This window comes from Aeromonas popoffii (genome assembly GCF_037818705.1).
Classification (GTDB): domain Bacteria; phylum Pseudomonadota; class Gammaproteobacteria; order Enterobacterales; family Aeromonadaceae; genus Aeromonas; species Aeromonas popoffii.
On record NZ_CP149129.1, the window covers coordinates 4,079,798 to 4,095,000 of the forward strand.

Sequence of the window (15,203 nt, forward strand, 5' to 3'; positions counted from 1 at the left end):
CTTATTTTCCCTGCTTCTTCTGATCGGCTGGCTTGTCGAAATTCTCTACCTGAGCTGGCAGGAACTCAGTCCTGACTTGCTGCTGCCCACCTTTGCTTTCAGCAATCATCTTCTGCTTGTTGATGTCGTAGCGGATCAGCTCACCTTTCACCACGCTATCTTCCTGCTTGAGTTGAGCGTTGCCGGTGATGGTCACCAGCCGGTTCTTCACCTCGTAGTGAATGCTGTTGCCGTGGGCGTTGACCGGCTTGCCGTTATCCAGGATCTGGAAGAAGGTGGCAGGTTTGCCGTAGGCGGTCATCACCTCGGCCCCTTTCTCGCCGGAACGGGTCACTACCACCTTGTCAGCCTTGATCTGGATGGTGCCCTGATTGATAGTCACATTCTGCTCAAAGGTGAAGCGGTTGTCCTGCATCTCGGCCACCTGCTTGACAGCATCAACGTAGACTTTCTCGGCAAAGTCGGACTCTTTGGCACTCACTGTGCCGCACAACAGCAGGGCCGCGAGGGCCAGATTAACGTTTTTCATTGAAATAGATGGCATGGCTCTGATCCAGTAATTCAAAATATTGACGTTCCAGATGACCCTTCAGGCCAACGCCCTCGGTCTGGAAATCCTTACCTACTATGCTGACTTTTTGATTGCTTCTCACGTTCTGGGTCACCAGATCCAGCTCCAGATAGGGGGTATCCAGCGTGGAGATGAAGGAGGTGGGCAGCAGACCGTCCAGATGCACCTTGTCCCGCAGGATCACATTGTCATCTGTGTTGAGTACGCCGGTATCGGCCGTGACTTTCCACTCGGCCTCACCCTGCTTGTCAAACATGTAGACCACCGGCTTGTTGAAGGTGGCCTGTTCGAGGATCTGGTAATACTCCGCATACTCGGACTCCAGCCGCTCGGTGCGCCGCCCATCGGCGTCAAAGCGGGTGGTGGCCAGATTCTTGGCGGTGAAGTCCGGCTGATAGTTCTCAACCTCGGTGGGCGGCTCCGGCACCAACTCGATATCGCCGAGCTGCCAGGCGGCCAGCGCCACCAAAAACAGCAGGGCGAACAGCAGCGTCTGTCTGCTCATACCGAGGCCTCTGGCTGATAGTCACCCAGCTCTTGCGCCTGCAGTATGAGGTCGCACACCTCGCGCACAGCACCCATGCCACCGCCAAGACGGGTTACCATATCGGCACGACTCAGCACCAGTGGATGGGCATCGGCCACAGCGATGCCGAGGCCACAGGCCTGCATCACCGGCAGATCTATGGTGTCATCCCCCATATAGGCGGCCTGTTCCGGCGTCAGTCCCAGCCTGGCCAGCAGTGCTTCGAAGTGGGGCAGCTTCTGATCCGCCCCCTGCACCAGATGCTGCACACCCAGGCTCTTCATCCGATCGCTGACGATGCGGGAGTTGCGCCCCGTGATGATGGCGATCTCGATCCCGGCATTTAGCAGCGCCCGTATGCCCGCACCATCGCGGGTACAGAAGGTCTTCAGCTCTTCGCCATCATTGCCCATGTAGATGAGGCCATTGGAGAGAACACCATCCACATCACACACCAGCAGGCGGATCTGCGCCGCCCTGTCATACTGGCTGCGCGTCACCGGACCATAGAGGGTCGGTACGTTTTGCATCAAATTACTCCGGCTTTCAGCAGGTCGTGCATGTTGAAGGCACCCAGCAGGCGCTTGTCCTCATCCACCACCAGTAATCCGTTGATTTTCCTGGTTTCCATCAGTTTGACAGCTTCTGCCGCCATCATCTCGGGTCCTACGGTAACACAGTTGGTCGTCATCACCTTGGCGATCGGGGTGTGATGGATATCCACTTGCAGATCCAGAATGCGGCGCAGGTCACCATCGGTAAAGAGTCCAGCCAGCTGGCCAGCTGCGTCGACGATCGCCGTCATCCCCAACCCCTTGCGGCTCACTTCCAGCAGCGCTTGGCTGATGGTGGCATCTATCCCCACCCGGGGCAACAGCTCGCCGCGGTGCATCAGGTCACCGACCCGCAGCAGCAGCCGCTTGCCCAGCGACCCGCCCGGGTGAGAAAGGGCGAAGTCATCAGCAGTGAAACCGCGGGCTTCCAGCAGGGCAACCGCCAGTGCGTCCCCCATCACCAGCGTTGCCGTGGTGCTGGAGGTGGGCGCCAACCCGAGCGGGCACGCTTCCTTCTCGACCCGCACGCACAGGTGCACGTTCGCTTCCTTGGCCATGGTGGAGGCGGGGTTGCCTGTCATGCAGATCAACTGGATGCCACGGCGCTTGAGCACCGGCAGCAGGGCCAGGATCTCGTCACTCTCGCCCGAGTTGGAAATGGCGATGATAAGATCCCCGCTCGAAATCATCCCCAGATCCCCATGACTGGCTTCGCCAGGGTGAAGGAAGAAGGCGGGGGTACCGGTGCTGGCCAGGGTGGCGGCAATCTTGCTCCCGACATGACCTGACTTGCCCATGCCGGTGACCACTATCTTGCCACTGCAGCGCAGCACCAGGTTGCATGCCTGATCGAAGGCATCATTCAGGTACTGATAGAGTCCATCAATCGCTTGTTTTTCAATGTCCAGCACGGTACGGGCGCTGCGACGAAAATCGAACAGTTCAGACACTTTTTCAGGCTTTACAGACATAAAGGCACAGCTCCGGGCCGAAATTTGCTGCGGGATTATAAAAAAGTCTGTCGAGATAAGCGAATCGGATACTTCTCGGTCCTAAAAGAAGCACAATTGGTTACAAAAAACTGTCGCGCTTTTGGGAAGCCAGGCTGTTCAATAGTTGTTCCTTGCTGTTGCTTAGACCTAGACTAGCCCATAAAATTCGCTCTTCATTTACACCGGATGGACAATTGTTTGAACAATGACCTGATCACCATCTCCGACCTGACCTTCAGTCACGGAGATCGGCTGTTATACGACGGGATCAACCTGACCATTCCCCGTGGCAAGGTCACTGCGGTCATGGGCCCCAGCGGCATAGGTAAGACCACCTTGCTGCGGCTGATCGGCGGCCAGCTCAAACCTGAGTCCGGTCATATCCTGTTTGACGGGGAAGATATTCCCACCCTCTCCCGCTCCCGCCTGTACGAGGTGCGCAAGCGGATGAGCATGCTGTTTCAGAGCGGCGCCCTGTTTACCGGCATGACGGTCTACGACAACGTGGCCTTCCCGCTGCGGGAGCACTCCGGCCTGCCGGAGGAGCTGATCCACACCATCGTCATGATGAAGTTGCAGGCAGTCGGTCTGCGTGGCGCAGCGAAACTGATGCCGTCCGAACTCTCCGGCGGCATGGCCCGCCGCGCAGCGCTGGCACGCTCCATCGCGCTGGACCCGGACCTCATCATGTATGACGAGCCGTTCGTCGGCCAGGACCCCATCACAATGGCGGTGCTGGTCAAACTGATAAAGGAACTGAACGATGCCCTTGGCATCACCTCCGTCATCGTCACCCACGACGTGAAAGAGGTGCTGAGCATAGCCGACTACGCCTATATCATCGCCAACCGCAAGGTGGTGGCACACGGCACGCCGGATCAGTTGCGCGAGGAGCACAATCCCGAAGTCGAGCAGTTCCTGCAAGGATTGCCCGACGGTCCTGTTCCGTTCCATTTTCCGGCAGGCGACCTGCTACAGGATCTGTGATGTTGATAAGCCAAGTAAGCAAGCTGGGCCGGGTCGGAGTGCGTGTCATCAGCTCCATCGGCCGCGCGACCATCATGCTGTTTCATGCGTTGGCGGGCAAACCCGAGCCGCGCAAGCACTTCCCCCTGCTGCTTCAGCAGCTGTATGTGGTGGGCGTACAGTCCGTTGCCATCATACTGGTATCAGGTCTCTTCATCGGCATGGTGCTCTCGTTGCAGGGTTACAACGTATTGAAGGACTTCGGCGCCGAGCAGAGCCTGGGCCCGCTGGTTTCCCTCTCACTGTTGCGGGAACTGGGCCCGGTCGTGACGGCACTGCTGTTTGCCGGCCGCGCCGGTTCGGCCCTGACAGCTGAAATTGGCCTGATGAAGGCCACCGAGCAGCTCTCCAGCCTGGAAATGATGGCGGTGGACCCGCTGCGCCGGGTGGTGGCTCCCCGTTTCTGGGCCGGGGTCATCAGCATGCCGCTGCTGGCCTTCATGTTCAGCCTGATCGGCATCTTCGGCGGCAAGCTGGTCGGTGTGGATTGGCTGGGGGTTGACGAAGGGGGCTTCTGGTCCGCCATGCAGGCCTCCGTCGACTGGCAGGATGACATCATGCAAGGGGCGATCAAGAGCGTGATCTTCGCACTGGTTGTCACCTGGATTGCGCTCTTTAACGGTTATGATGCCAAGCCGACCTCGGCCGGGATCAGTCAGGCCACAACCCGTACCGTGGTCCACTCCTCCCTGGCCGTGCTCGGCCTGGATTTTATACTCACCGCAGTCATGTTTGGATAAGGTAAAGATGAAGTTCAGCAAAGTAGAATTCCTGGTTGGCGCCTTCATGCTGGCCGGCATCGGTGCCATTCTGGCGTTGGCACTGCAAGTAGCAGGGTTGAGTTTCAAACCGGAAGGAGAAACCTATACCCTGCGCGCCCATTTCGATAATATCGGCGGCCTGAAAGTACGTTCACCCGTCAAGGTCGGTGGCGTCGTCGTCGGTCGGGTCAGCGACATCACTCTGGACACCAAAAACCAGGTGCCTGTCGTCTCCATGCAGATGCAAAAGAGTGCCGGTGAGTTTTCCGAAACCAGCACCCTCTCCATCCTGACCTCGGGGCTGCTTGGGGAACAGTACATTGGCCTGATGCCGGGCTTCACCGACGAGGAGATGGGGACCAGCATGCTCAAGGATGGCGACATGATTGAAGACACCAAATCCGCCATTGTGCTGGAAGAACTGATTGGCAAATTCCTCTACAGCCAGTCTTCCGACACCAAGTAAGGAGTAACCATGTTCAAGAAGATCGCCCTGCTGCTGGGCCTGATGACCAGCATGCTGTTTTCCCTGGTCGCTCACGCCACCAATGCCACCGATCCCTATGCTCTGGTGGACGCAGCCGCCAAGCAGACCTTTGCCCGCCTGAAGGCGGACAAGTCCCTGGTGAAGAGCAATCCGGATCACCTGCGGGTCATCATACGTGAAGAGCTGCTGCCCTACGTGGACAACCGCTTCGCCGCCTACAAGGTGCTCGGCAACCAGATCAAGCAGACCACCCCGGCCCAGCGTGACGCCTTCGTCGAGGTATTCACCGAGTACATGGTGAGCTCATACGCCGATGCGCTCGCCCACTTCGACAAGCAGACCATCAAGATCGAACCGGGCAATACGCCGGGTGACAGCAACATCACCGCCGTCAACGTCAGCGTGAAAGAGACCGGCAAACCGGACATATTCCTCGAGTTCAAGCTACGCAAGAACAACAAGACCGGCGAATGGAAAGCCTTCGACATGGTCGCCGAAGGGATCAGCCTGCTCTCTGCCAAGCAGAACGAGCTGGGCGGCCTCATTCGCCGGAACGGCATAGATGCGGTGATCGCCCAGCTGCGCGCCCACAATGCCAAGCCGCTGGTCATTAAGTCATGAGACTGAGCGGAGAGCTGCAGGCCCCCCAGGTCGTTGAACTGTGGCAACACCGCGCCGACTGGTGGCAGGAAGCTCGGCTCGAGCTGGGTGAGGTCACCACTCTGGACTCCGCCGGGCTGGCCCTGCTGGTCAAATGGGCCAAGGCCGCATTGGCACGAGGCGCCACACCGCAACTGGTGGGCGCCTCCACTGATTTTTATACCCTGGCCAACCTCTACGGGGTGGCCGGGCTGTTTCAGTCAACCCCGCTCACAACTGAGGACGCATAATGCAAGTCTCTGAAATTGAAGCGATACTCCTCGAGGCTCTGCCATTGTCCGAAGTCCATGTCAAAGGGGACGGTAGTCACTACCAAGTGATCGCCGTCGGTGACATGTTTGACGGTATGAGCCGGGTCAAGAAGCAACAGGCCATCTATGCCCCGCTGATGGACAAGATCGCCAGCAATGCCATTCACGCACTCTCTATCAAGGCCTTTACCGATGCCGAGTGGAAGCGCGAACGTAAATTCCTATTGCCCTCCTGATTTGGTATCTAAGTAAATGGACAAATTTAAAATTGATGGTCGTTGTACTCTCAACGGCGAAGTGACCATCTCTGGCGCCAAAAACGCCGCCCTGCCTATCCTGTTCGCCACTCTGCTGTGTGATGAGGAGATCCACCTTTCCAACGTGCCGCGCCTCAAAGATGTGGGTACCACCATCAAGCTGCTGGAGATGCTGGGCGCCACCACCAAGGTCAACGGTAACGTGACCGTGCTGACCGGTGCAGTGAACAACCACGTCGCCCCCTACGATCTGGTGAAAACAATGCGCGCCTCCATCCTGGCGCTGGGCCCGCTGGCCGCCCGTTTCGGTGCCGCCGACGTCTCCCTGCCCGGCGGCTGCGCCATCGGCGCCCGTCCGGTGAACCTCCACGTCCACGGCCTGGAGCTGATGGGTGCCAAGATCACCATCGAAGATGGTTACATCAAGGCCCGCGTCGACGGCCGCCTCAAAGGCGCCCATATCCTGATGGACATGGTTTCGGTCACCGGTACCGAGAACCTGATGATGGCCGCGACCCTGGCAGAAGGTCGCACCGTGATCGAAAACGCCGCCCGTGAGCCGGAAGTGGTCGATCTGGCCAACTTCCTCACCACCCTGGGCGCCAAGATCCAGGGCGCAGGCACTGACACCCTGACCATCGATGGCGTCGAGCGCCTGCACGGTGGCGACTACAGCGTGCAGCCTGACCGCATCGAAACCGGTACCTTCCTGGTGGGCGCAGCGGTTACCGGCGGCAAGATCACCTGCCGCAAGACAGATCCCTCCCTGCTGGAAGCCGTGCTGGTCAAGCTGGAAGAAGCGGGTGCACTGATCGAGAAGGGTGCTGACTGGATCAGCCTCGACATGACAGGTCGTACCCTCAAGCCTGTCACCATCAAGACAGCCCCCTATCCCGCCTTCCCGACCGACATGCAGGCACAGTTCACCGTACTGAACGCTGTCGCCAAGGGTACCGGCATGGTCACAGAGACCATCTTCGAGAATCGCTTCATGCACGTACCGGAACTGGTACGGATGGGCGCAGACATCGAACTGCAGGGCAATGTAGCCATCTGCCGTGACACCGAGCAACTCAAGGGTGCCCAGGTGATGGCGACCGACCTGCGCGCCTCCGCCAGTCTGGTACTGGCCGGCTTCGTGGCCGAAGGCTCCACCATAGTCGACCGCATCTATCACATCGACCGTGGCTATGAAGACATAGAGCACAAGCTGCAGGCCCTGGGTGGCCGCATCGAACGCATCAAGGGCTGATAGCGCCCTGATCGCAAGCTGATAAAAAGGCCCCCTCGCGTTGGCGAGGGGGCCTTTTTCATTGCATCAGTTCAGAGCGAACCGAGAGGGGATCAATGGCCCGCCAGCTTCATGTTCTCGACCAGTACCGAACCGGTCTTTAGGCTGGAGCGCTCATCCTCGTCACTGCCCACCGCCACTATATGGCTGAACATCTCGGTCAGATTGCCAGCTATCGTGATCTCCTCAACCGGGTAGGCAATCTCGCCATTCTCGACCCAGAAGCCGGCGGCGCCACGGGAGTAGTCGCCATTGACGATATTGACCCCCTGCCCCATCAGCTCGGTCACCAGCAGGCCAGTGCCCAACTCCTTGAGCATCTCCTGGAAATTCTGACCCGTGCTGGAGACCTGCCAGTTGTGGATACCACCGGCATGGCCCGTGGTGGTCAGTCCCAGCTTGCGGGCCGAGTAGGAGGTGAGCAGCCAGCTCATCAGCTCGCCGTTGCGTACTATGTCCATGTCGCGGGTGCAGACCCCTTCCCCATCGAACGGCGTACTGGCCAGCCCGCCCAGCAGGTGGGGGAACTCCTGAATGGTGAGCCACTCGGGCAAGATCTGCTTGCCCAGCTTGTCCAGCAGGAAGCTCGACTTGCGATAGAGGTTGCCACCGCTGATGGCCATCACCAGATGGCCCCACAGGCCGGCAGCCGTGTCGGGGTGAAACAGCACGGGAGCATGACGGGTGGAGATCTTGCGAGCGCCGAGGCGGGAGACGGTGCGTTCCACCGCCTCGTCAGCGATACGCTGCGGGCTCCAGAGCCCGTCGAGAGTACGGCTGGAGGAGTAGCCGTAATCCCGCTGCATGTCGCCATCCTGCTCGCCGATCAGCACACAGCTCAGGGAGTTGCGTGACGCCGCATAGCCTTTGACGAAGCCGTGGCTGTTGCCATAGACCTTGATGCCGAGGTGGCTGGAAAAACCGGCCCCGTCGGAATGCTTGATGCGGGCATCACGACCGAGCGCCAGTCGCTCACACTCGATGGCCAGCTCGATGCCGCGCTGTGGATCCAGCTCTATGGGGTGGCACAGTTGCAGATCGGGGGCATCCCAGGCCAGCAGGCCAGCATCAGCCAGGCCGGCACAGTCATCGGGCGAGGTGTGGCGGGCTATCTCCATGGCGGCTTCGACGGCGGCGCGGATGGCGGGCTTACCCAGATCGGTTGTCGAGGAAGATCCCTTGCAGCCATCTCGATAGACAGCAATGCCAAGGGCACCATCCTTGTTGAATTCGATACTTTCCAGTTCACAACCGCGGGTGTTCACCGACAACCCGGTCTGCTTGCTGATGGAGACTTCGGCCAGCGAGGCCCCCAGTCCCTTGGCTATCTCCAGTGCCTCGGCAACGACGGCCTCGAGATGGGCTTGATCCTGGCGAATTTGGTCTTGCTGATCCATAACTCACATCTGTATGAAGGAAGGAAAGGGGGCTAAGCATATCAGACCCCTGCGCCCAGCGGGAGAAGCTGGTAACATATCCACCAACGTGAATGACAGGAATCAAGAGACCGATGAGTCAATATCAAGACGACAACGAGTTGGAAGACTGGGGCCCCAGCAAGACCCAGCTCAAGCGCGATGCGGAAGCGCTGCAGAAACTGGGCGCGGAGATAGTCGCCCTGAGCCACAGCGAGCTGGAAAAAATCCCTTTGGATGAAGAGCTTGCAGATGCCGTCGAGCTGGGCCGCAAACTCAAGCCCAAGAAAGATGAGTCCTTCCGTCGCCATTTACAGTTCATCGGCCGTCTGATGCGCAGCCGTGATATCGAACCGATCGAAGAAGCGCTCTCCATCATCAAGAACCGCCACTCCACCGTGAATGCCCGCCTGCATCGTCTGGAGCAGTGGCGTGAGCGCCTGATCAGCGAGGGTGACAGCGCCTTGAACGAGCTGATGTCCCAGTTTCATGAGCTGGACCGCCAGAAGCTGCGTCAGCTGATCCGTTCCGCCAACAAGGAACGGGAACTGAACAAACCGCCCGTCGCCTATCGCGAAATGTACCAGTACCTGCGCGGTGAAATCGAAAACCTGCTGTAAGTGATGGCTCACGCCGCATGGAGAGCAACAATCGACACAGCATAAAACGGGGCCACATTGGCCCCGTTTCTTATACTACTTTGCGCGCTAGTTGCTCGCGATGCACTGGGTATGGGTACCGGGGTGCAGATAAGGCATCAGCAGTGGCGCCATCCCCTTGAGCACCTGTACCGGCAGGGCAGAGGTGAAGCGGAACTTATCAGACTGGCTGCCCGGCACATAGGCGGTCAGCGTACCGAAGTGATCCTCCCCCAGAAAGAAGACAAAGGTCGCGGTGCGGTTGCGTGCCAGCGAGCTGGTCACGTTGCCATAACGACCGACCGTTTCGATCCTGTTGTCACCCGTGCCCGTCTTGCCTCCCATCGGCAGGACTGTACCATCCGGCAGGGCAAAGGCTCCGGCGATGCGTCTTGCCGTTCCCCCTTCCACTACCTGCGACAGCGCATTGCGCAACGCGGTCGCGACCTCGGCCGGCAGCACCCGGGTGCCTTCGGTATGAAGTGGTTCAAACGCTGTCTCGAACGGCGTTCCCTTGGCGAACGAGAGGTGCTCGATACGCAGGGTCGGCGCACGAATACCCCCGTTCTGGATGATCCCCATCAGCTCGGCCAGTGCTGCGGGTCTGTCACCAGAGCTACCCAGGGCAGTCGCCAGCGAGGGGACCAGGTGATCAAACGGGTAGCCCACTCTGGCCCAGCGTTGGTGAATGTCGAGGAAGGCCTCGACCTCCAGCATGGTGCGGATACGGCTGTCCCTGGCACTGCGGTGACGGGTCTTGAACAACCAGCTGTATACCTCTTGGCGCTCGTCACGGCTGGCTTCGACCGCATCGGCAAAGGTCGCCTTGTCGAACTCCTTGAGGTAGGAGAGCAGCCACAGCTCCAGCGGGTGAACACGGGCTATGTAGCCTTGATCCGGCAGCGAATACTTGCCGGGACCATAGCTGGTATAGAGCTGCTCTATCCGCCGGTCGCTCAGCTTGTCACGCGGCAGGCGCTTGGCCAGGAAGGCAGCAAAAGCCGCTTCATCAGCTTCCGGCATCAGGTAGCGGTGAACCGCAGCCAGACGCACCGCGCTCGGCTTGAGACCATCCAGGAAGGTATCCAGCTGCTCCTCGGGGGTCTTGCCACGATACTTACGCCAGAAGCGCAGCAAATAGGTTTGGCCTTCTTTATCGGCGAACTTGGCCAGATACTCGGTACGGCGCGGATCCTTGTCATCCTTGAGCAGCTGGGCACGGTTGCCCTCCCGATAGAGGCTGTAGCGCACGATATCGCGCATCAGCCGCACAAACGGCAGGTTGATGGACTCGCGCAGTGCATCACGGATCGCGGGAATGCGACCATTATCCTCACGACGGAAGTTGTTGAAGGTATGCATGCCACCTCCGGTGAAGAAACCTTCGTTCGGACTAGCGGAATACTTGCGATCCAGCGCAGCCTCCAGCATAGGTGGCAGGCTCTTGTCCTTGGCAGTCATCAGATAGGAGACAGCCCAGCGACTGATGTTGTCCTGATTTGATACCTCGATCTTGCGCAGGCTCTCCGCCGACATGTCCGCATAGCGATCGTGCAACTCGGACACTATCTCCAGATAGGTGGTCAGTACCCGCAACTTGGCGGTAGATCCCAGCTCCAGCTTGCTGCCCTCGTTGATATCGAACGGCTGATCTGTGTTGTCAGTCTGCACCCGTACCTTGAAGCCTTCCGGCGACCTCTCGAACAGGGTGAAGCTGTAACGCACGTCCCCCGTCTTCTCCGGCGAGAGCAGGCGCTCACCAAACAGACCGACCTGGGCAGCGATAGCGGGGTCTGCCAGCTGTTGCAGGTAGCGAGAAATCTCGTTTTGCAGCGGCATGTTAAGGCTGGTGTCTGCGGTCAGATCCATCCGGTCCAGATCATACAACTGCACCCCGAGCTGACGGCTCAGGCGAGTGCGCGCGACCTGCAGACCCTTGTTGTTGTTGACCTTGGTCATCGCGGGGGACTGCAGAAAGTCGCGGAAACCGATCTTGGCCTTGAGAGCAGCCTCCATCAATGGCGGCGTGATCATCCCCTCCTGCACAAACAGGCGCAGATAGCTGTCGGTCAGGGTCGCCAGTGCATCACGTCCCTGTGCCAGATAGTAGGAGGGGCGACGGTGAGCAATCATCAGCGAGACCACCTGACGCAAGGCAAGCCCTTGCTCTGCAAGTGGCGCATCCTGGTTGCGGGCCGGATCCAGCAGACGATTGACCTCGTCCACATTGGCACCAAACCAGACCCAGAGGCCATCACCCAAGCCATGCACCTCGCCATAGCCGGGGGCGGCGGAGAGCGGTACCGAGTTGAGGTAGGCCCAGGCTACCAGCTTGCGAGCCTCCAGCGTCTTGGGACCCAGGCGATAGGCACGCACGCTGGCCGAGGCCATCTGGCGGATCTTCTCGGTGGGAGACAGCGTCAGACCGTCCGGTGAGTGGCGATACTTCTCGACCTGAGTGGCCAAGGTGCTGCCGCCAGCGGACTGATCCTGCATATCCAGCGCCTTGCCGACCTGGGACATGGCCGCCTTGGCAAAACGGGGCCAATCTACCGCAGGGTTCGCCAGCGGTTGCTCGTTGCTCAACAGATCACGGTTCTCAATGAACAGCAGCGACTGTATGACCAGCGGTGGGATGGAAGCAAAATCCGGATAATAGTGGGTCGGATATTTGAACTGATAGAAGGGCTCGGCCCGGCAGTCATGCAGCGTCAGTCCGGCCTGAACCTTCTCTGTATAGGGAACGAAGAAGCCACGACTGGCGTAGTCATAAAGTGAATCGGAAAAATGCACCTGCTCGCTGACCTGATAACCCCGTTGCAACAAGCGCTCTTGCATCATGGGTAGCAGCACGTAACCGAGCCGCTTGTCGAAGGGGCCATCGTCGGGGAAGGCTATCTGTTTGCTGGGACCCGGCTCGACTTGATAGGTCAGCTTGGCAGCATAGCGAGAGATCTCCTGCGACTGCAGCCTGGACGTCTGCATCTCATAGCCAACCAGGGCGATCACAGCAGCCAGGCACAGCAAAAAGAGAAAACAGAACAACCAGCGCCACCAAGGACGACGTTTGCGCTTGTACTTGCCGTCCGCGCGTGGGACGGATGAATCCTGAGATGCCACGTTGTTCAAATCCGTCTGTTCTGATGCGCCCATATCAGCCCCACCATGGTTGCGCAATTTATTGTGTTTCACTCAAGCTTAGTCTTTTTAAGTCAATGGTTTGAAAACTATTGACCGCTTTATAGTGATGGTAACAGGGCGATTATAAAAAGGGGAGCCGATTGTTGCGGTGCGCGAAGAGATCCGAGCTGATGGCGGAAAACAAAACACCGGCCAAAAGCCGGTGTTTTCAGGTAGCAGCGAGGCTGGTCTATTTACTGGAGCTCATGGCCTTGAGCTTGGAGCTCAGATCTTTACGCTCTTTGGACAGCTCGGCATTCTTGATGATGTGATCGTCGACACGCTCTTCATAGTCGATACGCATGTTGGCGATGATGGCCTGAACCTCATCTATGCTCATACCCGGCTTGATATAGTCGCTCAGGTTGTCAAGCAACAGTACCCGCTTCTGGTTATCACGGATTTTCTTCTCGTTGTCGGCGATCTCGCGCTTGAGTTTGTTCTGGCGACGGGACATACGCACATATTCCAATACATCGCTGAAGGTGGACTTGTTTACTGGTTCCATATCGATACCACTGACTAAAGGTTGATAAAAGCAGGCAAGTTAGGCTCGTACCAGAGAGAAAAGAAAGAGAGGGTACAGGCCAACTCAAGATGCCCTTTACTCTACCGAGTTATGAAGCAGATACAACTCTAATTGCAGGCTTGCCGCCGGGTTTCGGAAAAAGGGAATCAAATGGAGAGCAAAATGGACAAGCCAGCATGAGATAGCAATTATTACGTCAGCAAACACGGGCTCGAACCCACCTTGCGGTTTGAACTGAGGCGATATGAAACAATTAGTTATAGGGCGATAAGCAGCAAAATATGACTAAAATTGCTCCTAGTATGGCAATGTCAGCCAATAAAAAAGCCCGCTCGGATGAGCGGGCTTTCAATGTTGGGTGCCTGGCAGTGTCCTACTCTCGCATGGCGAATGCCACACTACCATCGGCGCTACCGCGTTTCACTTCTGAGTTCGGCATGGGATCAGGTGGTTCCACGGCGCTATGGCCGCCAGGCAAATTCTTAATCCAGAAAGCTGACGTGAGTAATGATGTTGCGCTTGGCTTATCACTATCACTGAATTAGGTAAGTAGTTCGTTCATTCGCTACAAGGCCAGAAACACTTCTTGGGTGTTGTATGGTTAAGCCTCACGGGTAATTAGTATGGGTTAGCTCAACACATCACTGCGCTTACACACCCCACCTATCAACGTTGTGGTCTCCAACGGCCCTTTAGGACCCTCAAGGGGTCAGGGATGACTCATCTCAGGGCTCGCTTCCCGCTTAGATGCTTTCAGCGGTTATCGATTCCGAACTTAGCTACCGGGCAGTGCCACTGGCGTGACAACCCGAACACCAGAGGTTCGTTCACTCCGGTCCTCTCGTACTAGGAGCAACTCCCTTCAATCATCCAACGCCCACGGCAGATAGGGACCGAACTGTCTCACGACGTTCTGAACCCAGCTCGCGTACCACTTTAAATGGCGAACAGCCATACCCTTGGGACCGACTTCAGCCCCAGGATGTGATGAGCCGACATCGAGGTGCCAAACACCGCCGTCGATATGAACTCTTGGGCGGTATCAGCCTGTTATCCCCGGAGTACCTTTTATCCGTTGAGCGATGGCCCTTCCATTCAGAACCACCGGATCACTATGACCTACTTTCGTACCTGCTCGACCTGTCCGTCTCGCAGTTAAGCTGGCTTATGCCATTGCACTAACCTCCTGATGTCCGACCAGGATTAGCCAACCTTCGTGCTCCTCCGTTACTCTTTGGGAGGAGACCGCCCCAGTCAAACTACCCACCAGGCACTGTCCGCGAGCCCGATTCAGGGCCCTGCGTTAGAACATCAAACATACAAGGGTGGTATTTCAAGGACGGCTCCAGCGCAACTGGCGTCACGCCTTCAAAGCCTCCCACCTATCCTACACATGTAGGTTCAATGTTCAGTGCCAAGCTGTAGTAAAGGTTCACGGGGTCTTTCCGTCTAGCCGCGGGTACACCGCATCTTCACGGCGAATTCGATTTCACTGAGTCTCGGGTGGAGACAGCATGGCCATGGTTACACCATTCGTGCAGGTCGGAACTTACCCGACAAGGAATTTCGCTACCTTAGGACCGTTATAGTTACGGCCGCCGTTTACCGGGGCTTCGATCAAGAGCTTCGCTTGCGCTAACCCCATCAATTAACCTTCCGGCACCGGGCAGGTGTCACACCCTATACGTCCACTTTCGTGTTTGCAGAGTGCTGTGTTTTTGATAAACAGTCCCAGCCATCTGGTCACTGCGACTCCCAACTGCTCCATCCGCAAGGGACTTCACTGTCAGGAGCGAACCTTCTCCCGAAGTTACGGTTCTATTTTGCCTAGTTCCTTCACCCGAGTTCTCTCAAGCGCCTTGGTATTCTCTACCCGACCACCTGTGTCGGTTTGGGGTACGATGACTTGTAATCTGAAGCTTAGAGGCTTTTCCTGGAAGCAGGGCATCAATGGCTTCACCACCGTAGTGGCTTCGTCTCGTGTCTCAGTGTTGTGTCTCCGGATTTGCCTAGAAACACCACCTACGCACTTTCACCAGGACAACCGTCGCCTGGCCCACCTAGC

General features: G+C 57.8%; 15 protein-coding genes and 2 rRNA genes (1 of these 17 cut by a window edge). 8 read left to right on the top strand and 9 right to left on the bottom strand.

What is annotated here, in order from left to right; genetic code table 11:
• Position 1 precedes the first annotated feature (1 nt).
• Genes lptA through WJM78_RS18895 form a run of 4 tightly spaced genes read right to left on the bottom strand, consistent with a single transcriptional unit; the run spans position 2 to position 2,622 of the window.
• Positions 2-529 (bottom strand): lipopolysaccharide transport periplasmic protein LptA, encoded by a 528-nt coding sequence (gene lptA / locus WJM78_RS18880; protein WP_339015928.1) that lies wholly within the window; start codon positions 527-529, stop codon positions 2-4.
• Positions 516-1,076: an LPS export ABC transporter periplasmic protein LptC gene (lptC, locus tag WJM78_RS18885; RefSeq protein WP_339010992.1), complete on the bottom strand. Its 561-nt coding sequence runs from the start codon at positions 1,074-1,076 to the stop codon at positions 516-518. The genes lptA and lptC overlap by 14 nt, the downstream gene beginning before the upstream one ends.
• Positions 1,073-1,627: a 3-deoxy-manno-octulosonate-8-phosphatase KdsC gene (gene kdsC, locus WJM78_RS18890; protein ID WP_108537008.1), complete on the bottom strand. Its 555-nt coding sequence runs from the start codon at positions 1,625-1,627 to the stop codon at positions 1,073-1,075. The genes lptC and kdsC overlap by 4 nt, the downstream gene beginning before the upstream one ends.
• A complete protein-coding gene (locus WJM78_RS18895; protein WP_339010994.1) occupies positions 1,627-2,622 on the bottom strand; it encodes a KpsF/GutQ family sugar-phosphate isomerase in 996 nt (331 codons plus the stop codon). Before WJM78_RS18895 ends, kdsC begins: the two co-directional genes overlap by 1 nt.
• Positions 2,623-2,829: 207 nt before the next feature.
• On the opposite strand from WJM78_RS18895, the gene mlaF reads away from it, so the two are divergent.
• The 7 genes from mlaF to murA are packed head-to-tail and all read left to right on the top strand — an operon-like array spanning position 2,830 to position 7,337.
• Positions 2,830-3,630: a phospholipid ABC transporter ATP-binding protein MlaF gene (gene mlaF, locus WJM78_RS18900; RefSeq protein WP_042039109.1), complete on the top strand. Its 801-nt coding sequence runs from the start codon at positions 2,830-2,832 to the stop codon at positions 3,628-3,630.
• Positions 3,630-4,409, top strand: coding sequence for a lipid asymmetry maintenance ABC transporter permease subunit MlaE (gene mlaE / locus WJM78_RS18905; RefSeq protein WP_042039111.1), 780 nt, complete (start codon positions 3,630-3,632; stop codon positions 4,407-4,409). Before mlaF ends, mlaE begins: the two co-directional genes overlap by 1 nt.
• 7 nt (positions 4,410-4,416) lie before the next feature.
• Complete coding sequence (gene mlaD, locus WJM78_RS18910) at positions 4,417-4,896, top strand: outer membrane lipid asymmetry maintenance protein MlaD (protein WP_042039113.1); 480 nt, start codon at positions 4,417-4,419, stop codon at positions 4,894-4,896.
• A 9-nt stretch (positions 4,897-4,905) separates the two neighbouring features.
• Positions 4,906-5,538: a phospholipid-binding protein MlaC gene (gene mlaC / locus WJM78_RS18915; protein WP_042039114.1), complete on the top strand. Its 633-nt coding sequence runs from the start codon at positions 4,906-4,908 to the stop codon at positions 5,536-5,538.
• Positions 5,535-5,807, top strand: coding sequence for an STAS domain-containing protein (locus WJM78_RS18920; RefSeq protein WP_339010998.1), 273 nt, complete (start codon positions 5,535-5,537; stop codon positions 5,805-5,807). Before mlaC ends, WJM78_RS18920 begins: the two co-directional genes overlap by 4 nt.
• Positions 5,807-6,064 carry a BolA family iron metabolism protein IbaG gene (ibaG, locus tag WJM78_RS18925; RefSeq protein ID WP_005306001.1) on the top strand — a complete coding sequence of 86 codons (258 nt, stop codon included), beginning with the start codon at positions 5,807-5,809 and terminating at the stop codon, positions 6,062-6,064. The genes WJM78_RS18920 and ibaG overlap by 1 nt, the downstream gene beginning before the upstream one ends.
• Positions 6,065-6,080: 16 nt before the next feature.
• A complete protein-coding gene (gene murA / locus WJM78_RS18930; protein ID WP_212514160.1) occupies positions 6,081-7,337 on the top strand; it encodes a UDP-N-acetylglucosamine 1-carboxyvinyltransferase in 1,257 nt (418 codons plus the stop codon).
• Between the two features lie 92 nt (positions 7,338-7,429).
• Here murA and pmbA read toward each other — a convergent pair whose 3' ends face one another.
• Entirely contained in the window at positions 7,430-8,773 is a 1,344-nt protein-coding gene (gene pmbA / locus WJM78_RS18935) for a metalloprotease PmbA (RefSeq protein WP_042039119.1), read from the bottom strand.
• A gap of 113 nt (positions 8,774-8,886) precedes the next feature.
• Here pmbA and yjgA point away from each other — a divergent pair, with 113 nt between their 5' ends.
• The gene (gene yjgA, locus WJM78_RS18940; RefSeq protein WP_042039120.1) at positions 8,887-9,411 is read left to right on the top strand and encodes a ribosome biogenesis factor YjgA; all 525 of its coding nucleotides are present in this window, start codon (positions 8,887-8,889) and stop codon (positions 9,409-9,411) included.
• A gap of 87 nt (positions 9,412-9,498) precedes the next feature.
• Here yjgA and WJM78_RS18945 read toward each other — a convergent pair whose 3' ends face one another.
• The 4 genes from WJM78_RS18945 to WJM78_RS18960 all read right to left on the bottom strand — a co-directional run.
• Positions 9,499-12,582 (bottom strand): transglycosylase domain-containing protein, encoded by a 3,084-nt coding sequence (locus tag WJM78_RS18945; protein ID WP_339011002.1) that lies wholly within the window; start codon positions 12,580-12,582, stop codon positions 9,499-9,501.
• Between the two features lie 217 nt (positions 12,583-12,799).
• Entirely contained in the window at positions 12,800-13,117 is a 318-nt protein-coding gene (gene tmaR / locus WJM78_RS18950; RefSeq protein ID WP_042039123.1) for a PTS system regulator TmaR, read from the bottom strand.
• Between the two features lie 381 nt (positions 13,118-13,498).
• A 5S ribosomal RNA gene (gene rrf, locus WJM78_RS18955) occupies positions 13,499-13,613 on the bottom strand.
• Positions 13,614-13,735: 122 nt separating this feature from the next.
• Positions 13,736-15,203, bottom strand: a 23S ribosomal RNA gene (locus WJM78_RS18960); it runs 1,422 nt beyond the window's last position.